Genomic DNA, 18,409 nt, shown 5'->3' on the forward strand with positions numbered 1-18,409 from the left:
GTGAGCTCTTTACCACAACGTTCTACTGTCCGCAAGAAGAAGAAGCCGGCGCCGAAGCGCAAGAAAAGAGGTTTCTTCCGCACACTATTCAGGGTGTTCATGGTCTGTTTCATTCTGGTTATAGCAGCCGGAGGCTGGCTCTATTTCGCACCGTCGGCCAAGAATACGCGCTTCCTGATTGCAGATACGCTGATTACGACTCAACACCGGCACTGGGCCAAATATATTATCGGCGAAGAGGAGCTGAAGCACCGCGTCAGCGATTATACCAAGCGCTTCGAGGAGATGGGCGACGAGGTAGATACCCATGAGATCAAGCCTGAGCCTGTAAAGGAAGCTGAGCATACACCGCTGGTCCAGGTTAAAGAGGTATCGGGCAGCGGCTATAGCGGCTATGTCATGATTGTGAACGATCCCAAGAAGGTGCGCCTGGGTGTGCCGAGCAAAATCGGCTCCGGGGAAAAGGTATCCAGTATGGTGCAACGCACGGGGGCAATCGCCGGGGTGAACGGCGGCGGCTTTGCCGATCCGAACTGGAAGGGCAATGGCTTCAAGCCGATCGGGCTGGTGATCTCGCAAGGGAAGCTGTTCTATAATGGGCTGGGCGGCAAGAAATCCACACAGATTGTCGGCATTGATAAGGAAGGCAAGATGATTGCCGGGAATTATACCCTGGACCAGCTCAGCAAGATGGGCGTGCAGGAGGCAGTGACTTTTCAGCCACGGATTATTGTGAACGGTAAAGGCCAGATTAAGAATGCCGCCGAAGGCTGGGGCATCGCGCCAAGAACAGCTATGGGCCAACGGGCAGACGGTGCGCTCATCTTTGTAGTGATTGACGGACGGCAGCCGGGCTACAGCATCGGGGCGAACCTGTATGATGTGCAGCAGATTATGCTGAAGCATGGGGCGGTCATCGCAGCCAATCTGGACGGGGGATCTTCGACGGTGCTGGTGAAAGACAATGAGATTGTCAACAAGCCCTCTTCGCAGTATGGGGAGCGTTACTTGCCGACGGCATTCCTGGTATTCGATGACCCTGAGAACGCGAAGATCAAGAATATCTGGGAAGGGCTGGACCCGGCCAAAATCGACGCAGGCAAGAAGCGCACCCAGTAACATCCGCCAGGCCACCTTCTTCAATAATCTATAGTAGATCAGACGCGGCAGGTGTGCTAGGATAACAAGTAAATTCTTATTTTGATGAACCTGCCAGATGAAGTCCTTGATCGGAGGGGGAGAAGGTTTGACTTTGCAGCAGCTCCGCTACGCGATTGAGATTGCGAACAGCGGCTCTATGAATGAAGCGGCCAAACGGCTATTTGTGTCGCAGCCCAGCCTCTCGAATGCTATCAAGGAGCTGGAGAACGAGCTTGGCATCACGATTTTTGAACGGAATAACCGGGGGATCAGCATCTCGGCGGAAGGCATGGAATTCCTGGGCTACGCCCGGCAGATTATTGAGCAGACCGAATTCATGGAGAACCGCTATACCGGCAAGAAGCGCAGCCCGATCTATTTCTCGGTATCTACACAGCATTATGCGTTTGTTACGGATGCTTTTGTGAAGCTGATGAAGGAGAGTAAGGTGCAGGAGTACAACTTCAGCCTGAGAGAGACGCAGACCTATGAGATCATCGAGGATGTGCGTACCCTGCGCAGCGACATCGGGATTCTGTATATCAACGAGAGCAACTACAAGATCATGAACAAGCTGTTCAGTGACGGGAACCTGAAGTTCACTCCGCTGTTCAATACGAATCCGCATGTCTATGTGCGGGCAGGGCATGTTTTGGCTGCAAAAGAGAGAATTACGGCGGAGGACATTCATCCGTATCCTTACATTACTTTTGAGCAAGGGGATAATAATTCGCTGCATTTCTCGGAGGAGATGCTTAGCTTTACGCAGATCGAGAAGAATATTAAGGTGACTGACCGGGCCACGTTGACTCATTTGCTGCTCGGAAGCGATTCGTATACTGTGGGGACCGGGATTATGGCCTCTGAGCTGGATGATGCAGGGCTGATCACGATTCCTTTTGACAGCAAGGAAGTGTTCTCTGTCGGCTGGATCGCCCACAAGGACCGCAAGCCTAGTGAGATTATGTCTATATATATTGATTTTCTGAATGATTTGGTGTCGGGTAATGTGTTTAAGTTTGAATCTTTCTTATTATAAGAGCAGGAGGGACGTATGAGCAGTCCAGTGATCGGATCGACAAGAAACGCACCGCCCTTCCGTTACGACATTGTCGGGAGCTTCCTGCGTACAGAGGAGATCAAGAATGCGCGCAGCTTGTATGCCCAAGGCGAATTAACAGCCGGACAGTTGGCGGAGATTGAGAATATGGAGATTGGCAAGCTGCTTCAGCAGGAGAAGGCGCTTGGGCTGAAGGCTGTAACTGACGGCGAATTCCGCCGTTCCTGGTGGCATCTGGATTTCTTCCTGGGGATGGAAGGGACAGGCAAGATTACGCTTGGCCCTCCAGGCGCTTCCAAGGAGCAGACGAACCGGGCGGAGAGCTTCAGAATTACCGGTAAAATCGCCTTCGGAGACCATCCCATGGTCAGGGAGTTCCGCACCTTGCAGCAGATGGCCGGAGAGACTATGGCCAAAATGACGATTCCTTCACCGTCTTTGTTCCATTTCGTGCAGGAGTATAACGGGAACGAGATTTATTCCGATACCGAAACGCTGTACGGCGACATCATTCAGGTGTACCGGACGGGGATTCAGGCCTTCTATGATGCCGGTTGCCGTTATCTGCAGCTGGATGATACTACCTGGGGGACGCTTTGCAGCGGCAGACATCGTGCCCATCTGCGCAGCAGAGGTGTTGACCCGGATCAGCTGGCCAAAGACTACGTCCGGCTGATCAACGAGAGCATTGCCGGCCGCCCGGCGGACATGACCATTGCCCTGCATGTGTGCCGGGGCAACCTGCGCTCGACCTGGTTCGCTGCGGGCGGGTACGGGCCGGTTGCCGAGGAGCTGTTCTCGAATACGAACGTGGACGCGTTCTTCCTCGAATACGACAATGAACGCTCCGGCGACTTCGAGCCGCTGCGCTTTATCCGGGACCAGTTCGTGGTGCTGGGACTGGTGACCACCAAGCATGGCGGTCTGGAGAGCAAGGAGCAGCTCATCGCGCGTATCGAAGAAGCAGCGCAATATGTAGATATCAACAAGCTATGTCTAAGCACACAATGCGGCTTCGCCTCTTCGGAGGAAGGCAACATTTTGACGGAGGAAGAGCAGTGGGATAAGCTTCGGCTGGTGATTGAGACGGCGAATGAGGTATGGGTGTAGCGCTCAGTGGATCGGGATGAATTGGTGTGAATTGGGGAGGATTGCCCAGTGTGGCGATCCTCCTTTTTGGCGAGGGGCGCTAGGCAGCGGGCTGTGGCGGATCATAGGTGGATTTCCTCCACTTGCTGATGAAGGAATGGACTTTGCCGGGACAACAGTTGGATAAACGACACTTAAGTTCTTCTATATTACGCCGAAGCGGCATATATCGATGCAGAAGTTGCTGTTTTTCCACTTGCTTTCCTGAAAAGATTAGAAACCGGGAAATTAAGATACGTTATTCCATTTATTTCAGTCCTGCGGAGGCTCAAGTGTTCGTGTGCTTCTTGTGATAGCCTTTTTCTTTAACCATTCTATACCAACCGTAGAGATTCCCTCCACAGTATAATGTTGAAGAAGTTTAAATGCTGAAACTGGATCTTTGGAGGGAATATTATGGTTATTGAACTACGACCTGTAACGGCCGAGAACTGGTATGATTGCACATTGCTGAAGGTGAAGCCAGAACAACAAAGCGTTTTTCCTGCTCCGGTGGTTAATTGGATTGCTGAGGCAAAATTTGTGCAGGAGTTTGAACTTCTGGCTATTTATTCAGGAACTGTGGTGATAGGATTTATTGTTTTTTGTACTACTCCCGATGAGGACGGTAACTGCTGGATACCAGCCCTTATGATTGATGAACATCATCAAGGACAGGGTTATGCCAAACAAGCCTTGGGGAAGTTAATCGAGTATATGCGAAATGAAGGGTGTACCCGATTAATGATCGGACATAGACCCGATAATCGGATTGCCGGAATGTTGTATGAATCGCTTGGATTCCAAAAGGTCAGTGAAGAGTTATACGACGGTGAGGTTGTACGTTGTCTGGAGCTTAATCAATGCATTTGACCACAAATAGCCCTCCTGCAAAGAGGGCTGATCGTTTGGCCATAGGAGCCGGGACATTCGATTCTATTACTCGCATAGACCTAAATCGTGATTTCTTACTGTTACATACTGTTGAGAGCTTTTTCTATTTTCACTCCGAACTCTGTTTCGTTTAGCTTGGGTGTTTGAGTCTTTGAATCAGCGAGGGAGTAATACAGAACTAAATAATCTCCTGATTGGTAGATAATTGGCGCGTGGGAACTAAGCAGCTGAATACTTTCTTCAAAGTGTTTTGTTCCACTTTCTCGTTCCTCCTCCGATCCGAAAACGTAAACTTTTATAATTTCCTCATTACTCAGTTTATAGCTAACAGGTTTAATACCCTCAAGCAATTGGTCGTCAGGTGATTCAATTTGTGTAATGTTTTTTTCAAGGGAATTTATGGCTTCATTCAGGTTAGGATATTTCTCTTGAGAAGAACAAGCGATAAGGAATAGTAAGCTAAATAAAATGGCAAGTTGATTTTTTTTCATGATGGTCCTCCTGTTCACCAAAGATAATGAAACCAAGCCAAAAATGTTTCCAGTAGGTGGATTTCCTGCGGTTGCTGGGGAAGGAGCTGTAGTCTTCTTTTTTAACCGTTCTCTACCAATCACAGGGAATGGACTCCTTCAACTCCATGGTACGAAAGTTAACCGCTATAAGAATTTCAAATCTGACAAATTAATATAATACAATTTAGGTACAAGTTCTTCTCCAGTATTAGGGTCTTTATACCTCATTGTTAGTAAGAGCTTATCATTATATCTGGAAATATTAATTATAAAATATCTTTTGTCATCAGCATAAAACGTAGTTTTTTTAAATGTACCGTCTTTGTAATTCAATAGATACAAGTCATTTGTTTGGCTAAATGATTGATAAAATAATCCTGAGCGATTGCTCTTTACAGCTTCCGAAGACATCTCAAATTCCGGGTTAACAGTTTTAACAGAGCGGAGAGATCCATCCTCAATTTTCCCCAAAAATCTTGTAATACTAAAATTCGCATAGTAGAGATAATCGTTACTAACAACAAAACTGGATACGCCCTGACTTAATTCATTCTGACTCCCGTCTGAAGAATTAGATGAAACTGTTGAAACATCTGCGCTGCGCAGGAATTTCATATCGTGATTATATACATCCGCAAACAAGCGTGATTTACCACCTGATTCTATCTTTAACCGCAATAATGAAATTGTATTGTCGTCTGATGTAATTTGCCGGATGGCTTCGCCTACATTTTTTTTGTCATCAAAATCAAATTTTTGCAGAATCCTTCTTTTCTTCGTTTCTGTATTATATTCCTCTAACTCAGAGCCGCCTTTAATTACTCTAACCATTAGTAGTCTATTATCTACAGCGGTCATACTATTATAAGGAAATCCACCTTTTTCTGAAAAAACCACGGACATAGTATTGTTAATTAAATCTACTTTATAAAGATGAAGTGTTCTGTTTGCAATATCCGCTATTTCACCGGTTGTGACTAACATGTATAAAGAGTTTCCGATGATGGTTGTATCATATTTAGCTTCATAAGACCAATTTTTGACTGTTCCCAATTTAATATTTTCTTTAGTCTTAAAATTGTAACGATAATAATCCATTTCAGATATCGAGGCATCAGACACCGTTGGAATCTTAGTATAGATTATACTGTCACCGATGAGCACCAATGCTTCATAACGCTCAATTGTTCCGATTACTGAGTTGTTGATGTCATAAATCGAAATAGTTTCATTAGAAATCGAAGGTTTTGCAGTGAATGTTTGTTTTGGATTCTGGAGTTTTTCATCTTTGGAGTGGTTGGGTTGGTTATCACAACTACACAGAATCAATATAACAATCAAGCCAAGTAGTCTTATTATTTTTTTCAAACTAACCCTTCCTTTTCGCAAAAGCCATCTAATAGAATTAGAGAGGTGCTTGAATAACAAACACCTCTAGAATAATGAAACTTACCAGATTCACCACCAAATTATGACCACTTGTTGCATAATGCCAGTTTGCTCCAGATGAATTAGAAATCCCTACAGAAGAAGGAGATTTCATGGTTACGACATCATAATATAAATTGTTGAGCAAAGTTGTTTGAGTTGGATTTGCATTATAAATATAATGAACTTTACTTTGCTTGCTATTCAAATATGGTGCAATAGTTGTAGGATCTGTGCCGATAATTGAGGTTCCTAATGCACTTGCTATAGCACCTTGGCTATCAGATGATCCCGTAAGATATTGCACAATACTTTTTGTAGCGGCTGGAGAGCAGTAGTAACTTTGTGTCTGCTGGTAAATGTAGAATGTTCCCGGTATAGAAATTTTTGTTGCTGTTGCTGCCCGAGCCTGACTCCCGAGCTCTTCTGCAACGTTTTCTGCACTCTGGATTTTTTCCTTTATTTTTTCTTGTTCATCTTGGTTTAAGCTATTAAAATATTCATCGTTTTCAGCAGGACTTAAAACTTTTAAGCCAGAAGGGGCAGTTTCTGTTGAATTTTCTTCTGCATAGGCAACAGCAACAAAAGAAGACATCATACCCAAAATCAAGAGTAAACCTAGAAATCGTTTAGTTTTTTTCAAAATAAACATCCTTTCATGATTTTTATATTGAAAGCTGGCCAGCTATACAATCTTTTAGTGTTTACAATCATTTGAATCTTTGAAATGAAAATGAAGGTGCCTAACAAAGATAGACTATACTCTCTCAACCATATATTTACAATTATTTTTGGTGCAGAACCATGCCTCTGTTTAGGGAGCGGATGCTGAATTTGCTGGATTTGTGAAGGAGCGTGGACGGCCCTTTACGGGATCGATTGAAGAGAGGTATAATATACAAGACTGTTTTTAATTAAATGTTGGAAAGTGAGCGGTAACCATATGGGTCGTAAATGGAATAATATTAAGGAAAAGAAAGCATCCAAGGATGCTAATACAAGTAAGGTCTACGCCAAGTTCGGGGTAGAAATCTATGTTGCAGCGAAGAAGGGCGAGCCTGATCCGGAATCCAACCGGGCGCTGAAGGTCGTTCTGGAACGGGCCAAGACCTACAATGTACCGAAGGCGATTATTGACCGTGCCCTGGAGAAAGCCAAGGGCAGCGGCGATGAGACCTACGTTGAGCTGCGGTATGAAGGCTTCGGTCCAAGCGGCTCGATGATTGTAGTTGATGCGCTGACGAATAACGTCAACCGCACGGCTCCGCTGGTCCGTTCCACGTTCAGCAAGAACGGCGGCAACATGGGCGTCAGCGGATCGGTTACGTATATGTTCGATCCGACAGCGGTAATCGGGGTGGAAGGCAAATCAGCAGATGAGGTTATGGAGCTGCTGATTGAAGCAGATCTGGATGTTCGTGATGTGCTGGAAGAGGACGAGGCAGTCATCGTGTATGCTGAGCCGGACCAGTTCCATGCAGTACAGGAAGCCTTCCGCAGCGCGGGAATCACGGAATTCACTGTAGCCGAGCTGACACTGCTCCCGCAGAACTATGTAGCTATTCCTGAAGATGCGCAGGCCCAGTTCGAGAAGCTGATCGATGCGCTTGAAGAATTGGACGATGTGCAGCAGGTCTACCACAACGTGGATTCGGAAGAATAGAATAGCGGTCACATCAGTAAGCGGGCAAGCCGATTTCCAGGCTTGTCCGTTTATTCTTTCGTGTGCGGGAATGGGGAGGAAGAGCTGGAATGGAAGTCTTTCGATTCGTGAGTGTGGTTCATGTATTTCTGATCAAGGACGGGCAAGTCCTGCTATTGCGGCGCGCAAATACGGGACATCATGACGGGGAGTATGGGCTGCCTGCCGGGAAGCTGGATGGCGGCGAGCCGCTTCATACCGCTGCCATCCGCGAGGTCCGGGAAGAATGCGGTGCTGTTATAGCTCCCGCCGGGCTTACCCTGATCGGAACGATGCACCTGCGTACCTCCGGGGATGAGCGGGTGGATTTCTTTTTCAAGGCGGAGCAGTGGACTGGAGAGATCTGCAATATGGAGCCGGACAAATGCGCTGACCTAAGCTGGTTCCCGGTAGATGCGCTGCCGGAGAATATCATCCCGTTCGTACAGGAGGCGTGGAATACATTCAGGAATGGCGTCTGGTATGCTGCTCACGGATGGAATTAGAGGGGGAATGGCGCAGTAATGGAAGACTGGACGCTCAGTATGGTACTTATATTGGTGATATGCGGATTTCTGGCCGGGTTAATTGACTCTGTAGTGGGCGGCGGCGGTCTGATCGCGATTCCGGCCTTGCTGTCGGTGGGGATTCCGCTCCACCTGCTGCTCGGCAGCAGCAAATTGGCGGGATCGATGTGCTCGCTGACCAGCACCGCCTCGTTCGTGCGTTCCGGCAAAATCAATTTCAAGCTGGTTCGCACCCTCATCCCGTTATCCGTCATTGGAGCGATGGCCGGAACGCTGACTGTCCGTCAGGTGCCTTCCGAGTTCCTGAAGCCGCTGGTGATCGTGATGCTGATCGTAATTACCCTCTATACCTTGTTCAAAAAATCCTGGGGAGATATCTCCACCTTCTCCGCGAAAAACGGCAGGCTGCGCCTGGTCGGAAGCATGGCGGCACTGGTTATCGGCTTCTATGACGGGTTCTTCGGTCCGGGAACGGGGTCGTTTCTGATTTTCGCTTTTCTGATGATGGGGTTTGAATTTGTAACCGCCGCAGGAAACGCCAAAATCCTGAACTTCGCCAGCAATATCACCAGCCTGCTTACGTTCATTGCCCTGGGCTCTGTCAGCTACACCCATGGCCTGATTCTAGGGATTCCGATGGTGATCGGAGCCGTTGTCGGCTCCCGGATGGCTATCCGCAAAGGGGCAGCGTATATCCGGCCGTTATTCATTACAGTCACTGTGATATTGATCGGCAAGCAAATATGGGATACGATGCATTAAGCACAACTAATGGAGTGGATGAGATGGAGGTCAAGCTTATACATAAGGAAGAAGTCTGGAAGCTGAGGCATGAAGTCATGTGGCCTGAGCGGGAGCCGGATTATATTAAGCTGGCTGATGACGATCAGGGCAAGCATTACGGGCTGTATGTGGGAGATCGTCTGGTATCGGTGTTATCCTTGTTCGTCAACGGCACAGAAGCACAGTTCCGCAAGTTCGCGACCCTGGAGCTGGAACAGGGCCAGGGCTACGGCAGCAAGCTGCTGAAGACGGTCCTTGCGGAAGCGGAGCAGGCGGGGGTGCAGCGGATTTTCTGTAATGCCAGAACCTATAAGGCAGGCTTTTATAAGAAATTCGGCATGCAGAGAACGGATGAAGTATTCAGCAAAGGCGGCAAGGATTATGTGGTCATGGAGATGTTCTTCGGGCCTGCAACGGATGCGAATGGGGGAGCTTAAGGGATGACCAAGAAGCTATATTATGATTCAGCATATATTCAAGAATGGAGTACCGTAATCTCTTCTACGATGGAACGTGAAGACGGAATCTATGTGACGCTTGCAGAAACGGCCTTCTACCCGCACGGCGGCGGACAGCCCTGTGATACGGGAACCATCGGCGGAATTGCTGTACTGGATGTGGTGCTGGAGGATCAGGAGGTGCTGCATAAGGTAGCGGAGCTGCCCGGGCAGACTGATGTGTATTGCGCCATCGACTGGAACCGGAGATTCGACCATATGCAGCAGCACAGCGGCCAGCATCTGCTGTCGGCGGTATTCCGCGAACGGCATCAGGCACTGACACTGAGCTTCCACCTGGGCAGCGATTATGCCACAATAGATCTTGATCTGCCGGAACTATCTGCGGCGCAGCTGGCGGAGGCTGAACAAGAGGTGAACCGCAAGATCTACCGGAATCTGGCGATTACGAGCTACTTCGTGACTGCAGAGGAAATGGCCAAGCTGCCGCTGGTGAAGCTTCCTAAGGTAACGGAGGATATCCGGATTGTCGAGATTGAAGGTGTCGAGCATAACGCCTGCGGCGGCACCCATGTCGCTTCGACCGGGGCGATTGGGATGATCAAGCTGCTGCGGTCCGAAAAGCAGAAGGGTAATATTAGAATTACCTTCAAATGCGGAGACCGGGCGCTTGCGGAATTTAACGATCATATGCAAATCATGAGTCAGCTGTCCGCCCGATTCAATACAGGCAAGGACGAAATTATGGACCGGATCGGAAAGTGGGAGCAGGAGCAGAAGCTGTTGCAGGCGGAACTGGCTGCTGTGAAAGAGCAGAATGACTGCTATCTGGCCCGGGACCTGTTAGCGTCTATGGAAGAGGGCAGCGGGGTGCTCACCCATATTTCAGACGATAGACCGCTTAAGGATCTGCAGAGTCTGGCTGCGAAGCTGACGGCGCTGACCGACCTGCCGGTGCTGCTGCTGAGTGCGGCGGAGTATAAGGCGGTACTCGCGCATAGCGGATCTGCGGATTTCTCATGTGGCGCCTTCTTCAAGGCTCACCTGGGCGGCTACCAGGGCAAGGGCGGGGGCAGCGACAAGCTGGCACAGGCCGGATTCCCGTCATGGGAAGACGCACTCGCATTTTACAATTTTGCCAAAGCACAATTCTGAGGTAGGGCAAGTAAGGAGCTATGGAGCGTTTATGCCGTAGCTCTTTTTGCTGTTTTCATAGGGTGAGCAAGGATTGGACCGATTTAAGGATTATTTAACAATTGCCTGCTTATAATCAGGACAGAGCTTGACGAAGGGAGAAAATCAACGTGTTCCTGACTATTCTAAAAAAAGATTTGCGGCGCAAAAAGGTGATGAATACCGTTCTGCTGATCCTCATCATCCTGGCCTCCACACTAGCCGCAAGCAGCTCCAGCCTGATGTATTCTACCTCCAGCGCCCTGGGCAGCTTCATTGAAGCCAGCAAGGTTGCAGACCTTAATATCACGCTGGCCAATGCCCCCGGCTATAACTCGGCAGTAGAAGGCTGGGTGAAGCAGGAGAAGAAGGTAGAGACAGCTTATACCGAACGGCAGCTCAATCTCTTCCTGAATCAGATTACGATGCCTGAAGGCCGCAAGAGCTTCTCGGGAAATGTAAGCTTCGTGCTGTCTGCCATTCCTGAGCAGGTGAACCTGGTCTTCGGTGAGGACAATGAGCGATATTCACTTCGCCCGGGGGAGATCGGTCTTCCAGCCAGCCTGATGCTGGGCAGCGGCATCGTGCCGGGAGAACAGCTGAAGCTCAAGTTCGGTGAGACTACGAGAACGTTCACGGTGAACAGTTACTTCAAGGATGCATTCATGGGGGCAGATCTGCTGGGATTGAAGCGCCTCATGCTGTCGACAGAGGATTTCAAGGAAATAGAGAGGCTGGTGCCCGAAGATAAACAGATGAATCTATGGAGCTTCGTGGCGGCACCGGGTGTAGCATCTATGGAGATATCGGCTTCTTTTGCGAACAGTGATCTGCCCATCAGCTTCGAGGTGGATAAGGCGCTGGTCAAGATGACATATATGACGGACCGGATCATCTCAGCCATGATGTTTGCAATCAGCATGTTCCTGATCTTCATTGCGTTTCTGACCCTGCGCTTCACCATTGTCTCCACCCTGCAGGATGAATACAAGGAGATTGGTGCTATGAAGGCCATCGGGTTCAGGAACCGGGCGATCAAGCAGCTCTACCTGACAAAATATACTGGGCTGGCCTGTCTCGGCGGCATTCTCGGACTCGGCATCAGTCTCCCGCTGACTGCGCTGATGTCCCGCAAAACCTCGCAATATATGATTCTGCCCGCAAGCAGCATCAATATAATGATCTCGGCGCTTAGCACGCTGGTCATGATCGCATTCATTCTGCTGTTCTGCTTAGTCTGCATGCGCAAGATTAACAAGGCATCGGCCATCGATGCCATCCGGCAAGGCCAGACCGGCGAACGCTTCAAGGCATCCCGGCGCATTCATTTACATACAAGCCGTTTCCTCCGGCCCCCGTTCTTTCTCGCACTGAGCGATGTACTGAACCGGCTCAAGAGCTATACGTCGCTCATCCTGACGCTGATCTTAAGCTCGGCGATCATCCTGATCCCGGTCAATCTGACCAATACCATCGTGACACCTAAGTTTCTGGAATATTTCGGGACGATTGGTGCGGATTTTTATGGCCCAACCGTTGTGGCAGAGAAATCCGTAGAGCAGATCCAACAGGAGAAGGCGCTCCTGTCCAAGCAGCTGAAGGATCAGGGCTTCCAGGTCACGCTTACAGCGAATTATACGGTAAATACCAAATATATCTCCGATAACGGGGAGGCCAACCGGCGGATTAACGGCCAGAAGAATGATCAGAACGGGTCTGTTGAGATTCTGGAGGGAACGGCCCCGCTGCTGAAGAATGAAATTGCGATTACGGCCATCATGTCCGGGAAATACGGGAAGCGGGTGGGCGATAATATTACTTTTGAAATCGGCGGGATTAAGGGGACCTTCATGATCAGCGGACTGTTCCAAAGTATCTCCAACGAGGGGTACGCGGTCTGGATTGCACGGGACTATGAGCTGAAGACAGTACCCGCTTACATGTTCTCCGGTGAACTCCATGTCCCAGAGCAAGCAAAGGCAGGAATAATGAAGCAGATTCAACAGCAGTTCCCGGAACAAGGCATCAAAACCTCGCTTGAACTGCTGGGAGAGATCACCGGCGGCTTCATGGGCCAGCTTCACAGCATCAATGGGCTGCTTACGGCTATCATCTGCCTCATTTCGTTCTTCATCACCTGTCTATTCGTCAGACTGATGATTGCGAAGGATGTCTACGGCATTGCTGTCATGAAAAGCATTGGCTTCACGAATGCCGCGATCCGGCGGTGGCAGGCGCTGCGTATTCTGATCATTATGTCCGTCTCGCTGGTGCTGGGCGTAATCGCTGCGAATACCCTTGGCGGCAGCCTGCTCGGTCTCATCTTCCGGATCTTCGGACTGACCAGTCTCCGGCTGAATATTCTTCCGCTTCAGGTCTATCTGCTGTATCCGCTGCTAATCCTGGCTGTGGTTATGCTGGCGGTATACACAAGCTGCGGCCAGATCAAGCGTGTGCAGATATGGAACATGAATAAAGAATAGGCTTAAATTTTAAAAGAAAAGAAGGAGTGGCGAAATGGCAGCAGTACTTGAAGTAACCAACCTATGCAAAACCTATATCGTCAATAAAAGTCAGAATAATGTTCTGCGGAATATCAATTTCACGCTTCATGCAGGAGAGTTCGTGTCTGTCATGGGGCCGTCCGGTTCGGGCAAGTCTACGCTGCTCTATACCGTCAGCGGGATGGACCGGCTTACTGCGGGCGAGGTGGTTTTTGACGGAGAGAGTCTTTCGCGGCTCTCGGAGAAGGGCATGGCTGAACTGCGGCTGCACAAAATGGGCTTCATCTTCCAGCAGATGCATATGCTGAGCAATCTCTCCGTTTATGATAATATTATTCTATCAGGCTATCAGTCGCTGAGCGGCAAGGGAAACGGGCAAAGACGCAGCCGCAGCGAGGTGAATCAATACGCTGATGAGCTGATGCGCAAGCTGAACATTATGGAGACGGCGGGCCATGATATTACAGAGGTGTCCGGCGGACAGCTGCAGCGGGCCTGCATCTGCCGGGCGCTCATCAACAAGCCGGCAATGCTGTTCGCCGATGAGCCGACAGGTGCGCTCAATTCCAAAGCTGCACAGGAAGTCATGTCCGAGCTCTGCCGGATCAACCGGGAAGGAACAACGCTGATGGTGGTTACACATGATGTGAAGGTAGCCGCGCAGAGTGATAAGGTGCTGTATATGGTGGATGGCAATATTCAGGGCGAGCATGTGCTGGGCAAATATATGCCGGAACAAGGCTCGAGGGAACGCGAACGCAGCTTGACCGGCTGGCTGATGGAGATGGGCTGGTAGGAAGCTGCAAGCAGCAGGAGGAGAGAGGCGTGGCGGACATTCTGATCATTGAGGATAATGCGGAGCTGGCAGAGGTGATGAAGGATTTTTTGCAGGTGGAAGGATATTCTGTATGCAGTAGGGCCTCTGCGGAAGAGGGCTTGGCTTACTTGGAGACGAGTGCTGTCAAGCTGCTGCTGCTTGATATTATGCTGCCGGGGCTGGACGGCTTCGCCGTATGCAGAATCGCCAGGGAGAAGTACAATTTGCCGATTCTGATCATGAGCGCACGCCATGGGGATGAGAGCAAGATTATCGGGCTTGAGCTGGGAGCGGACGACTACCTGGAGAAGCCCTTCTCGGCTCCGCTGCTGACGGCCAAGGTCAAGGCGCATCTGCGGCGGAGCTATGAGATGAACGAGAACAAGCTGCTGCTGACCGATGGCGAACTTACGGTGAACCAGACCGCAAGAGCAGTGTATAGAAGCGGCCAGCCGCTCGGGATGACGGCCAAAGAGTACGAGCTTCTGGTGCTGCTGATGAGCAACAAAGGCAAGGCGCTGCGCAAAGAGTGGTTGTTCCAGCAGGTGTGGGGCGCAGACAGCTTCAGTGAGCCGTCCACGCTGACCGTACATATGAACAAGCTGCGGGACAAAATCGAGCAGAACCCCAAAGAGCCAAGACGCATCGTCACCGTCTGGGGAGTGGGATATAAATATGAAGGCATTTAACAGGCTGATGCTCTGGACATTACTTCTCGGTCTGACGTTCGTAGCGGCTCTGAATGGATATGTATCCTACAGGGAGACAGGGGCAGGGACACCCGGGAAGGCTTATAGGATAGAGATCAACCGGATCTATGACCAGGTGCAGCGAGGTATTCCTATGGAGGAACTGCTGCCGGATGTGAACCGGTACACCTACGTGAACGGCTTAAGCTGGACCGGAAAGGAAGCGGGACCGGATGAGGTTCAGCGCTTTTTTGCCGGTAACGGGGTGGAGGACGCAAGTGAATTCATGGTCAAGCCCTTGTATGCGGACCAGCAAAGTACAGGATACTTAAGGTTCTCTTACCGGATGCCCGGGCAGGATGTGCATACGCTTCTGGTGTTGAATCTGTTCCTGCTGGCGGCGCTTGGCGCGGTTATGGTGCTGCTGTTCTACATCCGCAAGCAGATTCTGCGGCCGTTCCATACGCTGCAGGAGCTTCCCTACGAGTTATCCCGGGGGCAGCTGAACATAGGCATGAAGGAGCACCGGAGCCGGTTCTTCGGCCGGTTCGTCTGGGGGCTGGACCTGCTGCGGCAGACACTCGATGCCCAGAGAGAGACGAATCTCCGCCTGGAAAAAGACCGCCAGACGCTGGTCGCGTCCCTCTCGCATGAGCTCAAAACCCCAGTCGCCACGATCAGGCTCTACGCCAGCGCCCTTGCGGACAGCCTCTATGACAGTGAAGTCAAGCGGCAATCGGCCGCCCGGATGATTGGTCAGCAAGCAGAGCAAATGGAGCAGCTGATCGGCGGGATTATCACCGCTTCCGTCTCTTCTTTGCAGAATATAGAGGTGGATGCGGGAGAGTTCTATCTCAGCGGGCTGGTCGGCAAGGTCCTCCGTAACCATAAGGAGCGGCTGGAGCTGCTGAAGGTGGAGCTTGAAGTAGGTGCTTATCAGGACAAGCTGCTGCTTGGGGACGAAGAACGGCTGCATGAGGTGCTGAATAATCTCATCGAGAATGCCATTAAGTATGGAGATGGCAAGTCTATCTCTATTACCTTCCGTGAGGAGGATTACCGCCAGCTGATTGTGATAGAGAATTCTGGAGAGCCGCTGCTCCTGAGCGAGCTGCCCCACATCTTCACCAGCTTCTGGCGCGGGTCCAATGCGGACGGCAAGCCGGGCAACGGTCTAGGTCTCTTCATCTGCAAGCAGCTGCTACGAAAGATGGGCGGCGATATTTACGCGGAGCCGCTGGAGCGGGGGATGCGGTTTGTGCTGGTGTTGCGGTATTAAAGTGAGATACATACATGGAGGGAAGCGTAGTGAATGAGTTGAATAAGCTTTTGGAGCTGCAAATTGAGAATTATGCTGCAGTTTATGATTTTTATGCCGGTAAAAAGCAACACCTTCCTGCCTTATCCGTCCTGCTGGAGAATTATCCCGGGCGGGTATTTGCTGATCATATGGAAGCGCCGACACTGGCTGTGGTATGGGCTACGGGGAGATGGATGTATGCTGCCGGAGATATTAGCAGTGAGATTAACCGGCTGAAGCTGATGAGCTTTTTGCAGACGGTAGTCGTACCTGATTGCCAGCAGAGGCACGAGAAAGGGTTCGAGATCTATACAGAAGATAGTGATTCCTGGACGGAACTGCTTACGCTTGAGATTGCCGGGCTGAGCGTAGACAGACATATGGAGTCGGTCTATGAGTTCAATAGCGAACGATTTTGTGAGCTGAAGAACAAGCGTGCTGCTATCCCCTTGGAGGGAGATCTATCTGTCACCTATGAGGAATTTCCTGTTCTCGCCTTACCGGAGCATTATAGGTCTGCAAGAGAGGGCGGGTTCGTTGGGCTGACAACCACTGGTACTGTAGTGAAGGTTAGGGATAAGGCAGTCTCCATTTGCAAAAATAACGGCTTCAGCGTGAATAAAAGGTACTTCATTGATGTAGATACTTATGCAGAATCGGAGCGCGGGAAGGGCTATGCTACGCTCGCCGCTGCATCGTTAATCAGTTACTATCTCGATCAGGGAATGCTTCCCCTATGGGAAACAACGCATGAGAATATGGCTTCACATAAGCTCGCGCTAAGGCTCGGCTTCGAGCCGGTGGAGAGCTATCCGGTGTTTGCTTTTGCAATGGAAGGATAGTCGTGCCCGCAGAGAGAGCTCAATAAAGGTTCATTCACCTTAGTGAGATTTGCAGGTGGGAAATAGCTGGATTTACTACACTTGCTGAGGAGCTAGTGGCTTCTGGTGGGGCAACAGTTGGAGAAACAACACTTAATTAATCATAATTCGGACCTAAGGGCAAAAATGGACAGGATTAGATGCTGTTTTTCCACTTGCTTCCGAAAGATTTATAGATATGGATAAATTAAGATACATTATTCCACCTAAAGGTATTTTATCAAAGAATAAAAGAGACGGAAGAAGAATCTTAAGCTACAAGCGGAGAATTAGGAAGTGCAGGTGTGTGCAGGGCCGGATTGCCCGAATGCTCACCGGAGTGACGATCAAGCTTCGAGTGAAATCCAGCCGCCAACTGGACCTTACCGGTCAAACCCTTCATAATAAGAAGAGTTGAGAACGCTTCACACAAATCACACAAACTCATAAACGGAGGTTCATAGCATGAAATACCGCGAGCTGGGAAATACGGGGCTGTCTGTCAGCGAAGTCAGCTTTGGCACTTGGGCGATTGGCGGGGACTGGGGTAACAGCAAGGATGAGGACGGGCTAAGAGGCTTGCAGGCAGCGATGGAGCAGGGCGTGAATTTCTTCGATACGGCAGACGTCTATGGCGGCGGTCATGCGGAGGAGCTGCTTGCCAAGGCGACCCGGGGGAAGCAGGATGAGATCCATATTGCCACGAAGTTCTGCCGCGCCGGAGATATCCATGACCCGGAGAATTATTCCGCGCGCCGGATCAGCGAATACTGTGAGCAGAGCCTGCGGCGTCTGGAGCGGGAAGCGATTGATCTGTATCAGATCCACTGTCCGCCGATGGAGATTCTGCGTGATGGGAGTGTGTTCGCGGCGCTGGATCAATTGAAGGCCGAGGGTAAAATCCGTCACTACGGCGTCAGCGTTGAGACTATCGAGGAAGGCCTGCTCTGCCTGGAGTATCCTGGCGTTGCGGCGCTTCAGGTGATCTTCAATCTGTTCCGGCAGCAGCCAGCACTGGAGTTATTGCCGCAGGCTGCGTCCAAGGGTGCAGGAATTCTGGTTCGCCTGCCGCTGGCCAGCGGTCTGCTGACCGGTAAATTCACGGCGTCCAGTACCTTCCAGGAGAATGATCACCGGAAATTCAATGCGAACGGGGAGCAGTTCAATGTGGGCGAGACCTTTGCCGGCCTGCCTTTTAGTAAAGGTGTAGAGCTGGCACAGAAGCTGGATTGGATCGCTGATGGACGCGGTAATATGGCACGGGCCTCCATGCGCTGGATTCTGGACCATCCGGCCGTCAGCTGTGTGATTCCGGGCTTCAAGAATGAGGCTCAGGTGAACGATAATCTGGCTACACTGGATGTACCCTCCTTCAGCCCAGGGGATATGGAGCGCCTGGCTGCCTTTTACCAGTCAGAGGTGGTTCCGCATATCCGTGGAGAGGTGTAGTGGCAC

General features: G+C 50.2%; 18 protein-coding genes. 15 read left to right on the forward strand and 3 right to left on the reverse strand.

Translation table 11 applies throughout. The features are described 5' to 3' along the window. The 4 genes from MKX63_RS27585 to MKX63_RS27600 all read left to right on the forward strand — a co-directional run bounded on the left by MKX63_RS27585 (position 1) and on the right by MKX63_RS27600 (position 4,201). Positions 1 to 1,119, forward strand: coding sequence for a phosphodiester glycosidase family protein (locus MKX63_RS27585; protein WP_445323541.1), 1,119 nt, complete (start codon positions 1 to 3; stop codon positions 1,117 to 1,119). 127 nt (positions 1,120 to 1,246) lie between these two features. Continuing rightward, on the forward strand, positions 1,247 to 2,179 hold the full coding sequence (locus tag MKX63_RS27590; protein ID WP_341021683.1) for a LysR family transcriptional regulator: 933 nt from the start codon (positions 1,247 to 1,249) through the stop codon (positions 2,177 to 2,179). A 15-nt stretch (positions 2,180 to 2,194) separates the two neighbouring features. Further along, on the forward strand, positions 2,195 to 3,310 hold the full coding sequence (locus MKX63_RS27595; RefSeq protein WP_341021685.1) for a 5-methyltetrahydropteroyltriglutamate--homocysteine S-methyltransferase: 1,116 nt from the start codon (positions 2,195 to 2,197) through the stop codon (positions 3,308 to 3,310). A gap of 435 nt (positions 3,311 to 3,745) precedes the next feature. Then, a complete protein-coding gene (locus MKX63_RS27600; protein ID WP_341021687.1) occupies positions 3,746 to 4,201 on the forward strand; it encodes a GNAT family N-acetyltransferase in 456 nt (151 codons plus the stop codon). A 101-nt stretch (positions 4,202 to 4,302) separates the two neighbouring features. Here MKX63_RS27600 and MKX63_RS27605 read toward each other — a convergent pair whose 3' ends face one another. The 3 genes from MKX63_RS27605 to MKX63_RS27615 are packed head-to-tail and all read right to left on the reverse strand — an operon-like array spanning position 4,303 to position 6,805. Then, positions 4,303 to 4,836 carry a hypothetical protein gene (locus MKX63_RS27605; RefSeq protein WP_341021689.1) on the reverse strand — a complete coding sequence of 178 codons (534 nt, stop codon included), beginning with the start codon at positions 4,834 to 4,836 and terminating at the stop codon, positions 4,303 to 4,305. Positions 4,837 to 4,878: 42 nt separating this feature from the next. After that, on the reverse strand, positions 4,879 to 6,102 hold the full coding sequence (locus tag MKX63_RS27610; RefSeq protein WP_341021691.1) for a hypothetical protein: 1,224 nt from the start codon (positions 6,100 to 6,102) through the stop codon (positions 4,879 to 4,881). 37 nt (positions 6,103 to 6,139) lie between these two features. Next, a complete protein-coding gene (locus MKX63_RS27615; protein WP_341021693.1) occupies positions 6,140 to 6,805 on the reverse strand; it encodes a hypothetical protein in 666 nt (221 codons plus the stop codon). 300 nt (positions 6,806 to 7,105) lie between these two features. On the opposite strand from MKX63_RS27615, the gene MKX63_RS27620 reads away from it, so the two are divergent. From MKX63_RS27620 to MKX63_RS27670, 11 genes are all read left to right on the forward strand, one after another. Beyond that, positions 7,106 to 7,825 carry a YebC/PmpR family DNA-binding transcriptional regulator gene (locus MKX63_RS27620; protein ID WP_076078109.1) on the forward strand — a complete coding sequence of 240 codons (720 nt, stop codon included), beginning with the start codon at positions 7,106 to 7,108 and terminating at the stop codon, positions 7,823 to 7,825. 89 nt (positions 7,826 to 7,914) lie between these two features. Next, positions 7,915 to 8,349, forward strand: coding sequence for an NUDIX hydrolase (locus MKX63_RS27625; protein WP_341021695.1), 435 nt, complete (start codon positions 7,915 to 7,917; stop codon positions 8,347 to 8,349). Between the two features lie 18 nt (positions 8,350 to 8,367). Continuing rightward, the gene (locus tag MKX63_RS27630; RefSeq protein WP_341021697.1) at positions 8,368 to 9,132 is read left to right on the forward strand and encodes a TSUP family transporter; all 765 of its coding nucleotides are present in this window, start codon (positions 8,368 to 8,370) and stop codon (positions 9,130 to 9,132) included. Between the two features lie 23 nt (positions 9,133 to 9,155). Next, positions 9,156 to 9,590 (forward strand): GNAT family N-acetyltransferase, encoded by a 435-nt coding sequence (locus MKX63_RS27635; protein ID WP_341021698.1) that lies wholly within the window; start codon positions 9,156 to 9,158, stop codon positions 9,588 to 9,590. A gap of 3 nt (positions 9,591 to 9,593) precedes the next feature. Next, the gene (locus MKX63_RS27640) at positions 9,594 to 10,766 is read left to right on the forward strand and encodes an alanyl-tRNA editing protein (RefSeq protein WP_341021699.1); all 1,173 of its coding nucleotides are present in this window, start codon (positions 9,594 to 9,596) and stop codon (positions 10,764 to 10,766) included. Between the two features lie 149 nt (positions 10,767 to 10,915). Beyond that, on the forward strand, positions 10,916 to 13,267 hold the full coding sequence (locus MKX63_RS27645) for an ABC transporter permease (RefSeq protein WP_341021701.1): 2,352 nt from the start codon (positions 10,916 to 10,918) through the stop codon (positions 13,265 to 13,267). A gap of 34 nt (positions 13,268 to 13,301) precedes the next feature. Beyond that, positions 13,302 to 14,084 (forward strand): ABC transporter ATP-binding protein, encoded by a 783-nt coding sequence (locus MKX63_RS27650; protein WP_341021703.1) that lies wholly within the window; start codon positions 13,302 to 13,304, stop codon positions 14,082 to 14,084. 29 nt (positions 14,085 to 14,113) lie between these two features. Beyond that, entirely contained in the window at positions 14,114 to 14,794 is a 681-nt protein-coding gene (locus MKX63_RS27655; protein ID WP_341021706.1) for a response regulator transcription factor, read from the forward strand. Continuing rightward, on the forward strand, positions 14,781 to 16,073 hold the full coding sequence (locus tag MKX63_RS27660; RefSeq protein WP_341021707.1) for a sensor histidine kinase: 1,293 nt from the start codon (positions 14,781 to 14,783) through the stop codon (positions 16,071 to 16,073). Before MKX63_RS27655 ends, MKX63_RS27660 begins: the two co-directional genes overlap by 14 nt. Positions 16,074 to 16,102: 29 nt before the next feature. Beyond that, positions 16,103 to 16,936: a GNAT family N-acetyltransferase gene (locus tag MKX63_RS27665; RefSeq protein WP_341021709.1), complete on the forward strand. Its 834-nt coding sequence runs from the start codon at positions 16,103 to 16,105 to the stop codon at positions 16,934 to 16,936. Positions 16,937 to 17,419: 483 nt separating this feature from the next. Beyond that, complete coding sequence (locus MKX63_RS27670; protein WP_341021711.1) at positions 17,420 to 18,403, forward strand: aldo/keto reductase; 984 nt, start codon at positions 17,420 to 17,422, stop codon at positions 18,401 to 18,403. Positions 18,404 to 18,409 lie beyond the last annotated feature (6 nt).

Source organism: Paenibacillus sp. FSL R7-0179 (assembly GCF_038002265.1).
Lineage (GTDB): Bacteria > Bacillota > Bacilli > Paenibacillales > Paenibacillaceae > Paenibacillus_AQ.

Excerpts from the sequence above, each read along its gene's own strand:
- MKX63_RS27595 (WP_341021685.1), top strand. The coding sequence starts at position 2,195 with ATGAGCAGTCCAGTGATCGGATCGACAAGAAACGCACCGCCCTTCCGT.
- MKX63_RS27600 (WP_341021687.1), top strand. The coding sequence starts at position 3,746 with ATGGTTATTGAACTACGACCTGTAACGGCCGAGAACTGGTATGATTGC.
- MKX63_RS27620 (WP_076078109.1), top strand. The coding sequence starts at position 7,106 with ATGGGTCGTAAATGGAATAATATTAAGGAAAAGAAAGCATCCAAGGAT.
- MKX63_RS27625 (WP_341021695.1), top strand. The coding sequence starts at position 7,915 with ATGGAAGTCTTTCGATTCGTGAGTGTGGTTCATGTATTTCTGATCAAG.
- MKX63_RS27630 (WP_341021697.1), top strand. The coding sequence starts at position 8,368 with ATGGAAGACTGGACGCTCAGTATGGTACTTATATTGGTGATATGCGGA.
- MKX63_RS27635 (WP_341021698.1), top strand. The coding sequence starts at position 9,156 with ATGGAGGTCAAGCTTATACATAAGGAAGAAGTCTGGAAGCTGAGGCAT.
- MKX63_RS27640 (WP_341021699.1), top strand. The coding sequence starts at position 9,594 with ATGACCAAGAAGCTATATTATGATTCAGCATATATTCAAGAATGGAGT.
- MKX63_RS27650 (WP_341021703.1), top strand. The coding sequence starts at position 13,302 with ATGGCAGCAGTACTTGAAGTAACCAACCTATGCAAAACCTATATCGTC.
- MKX63_RS27660 (WP_341021707.1), top strand. The coding sequence starts at position 14,781 with ATGAAGGCATTTAACAGGCTGATGCTCTGGACATTACTTCTCGGTCTG.
- MKX63_RS27670 (WP_341021711.1), top strand. The coding sequence starts at position 17,420 with ATGAAATACCGCGAGCTGGGAAATACGGGGCTGTCTGTCAGCGAAGTC.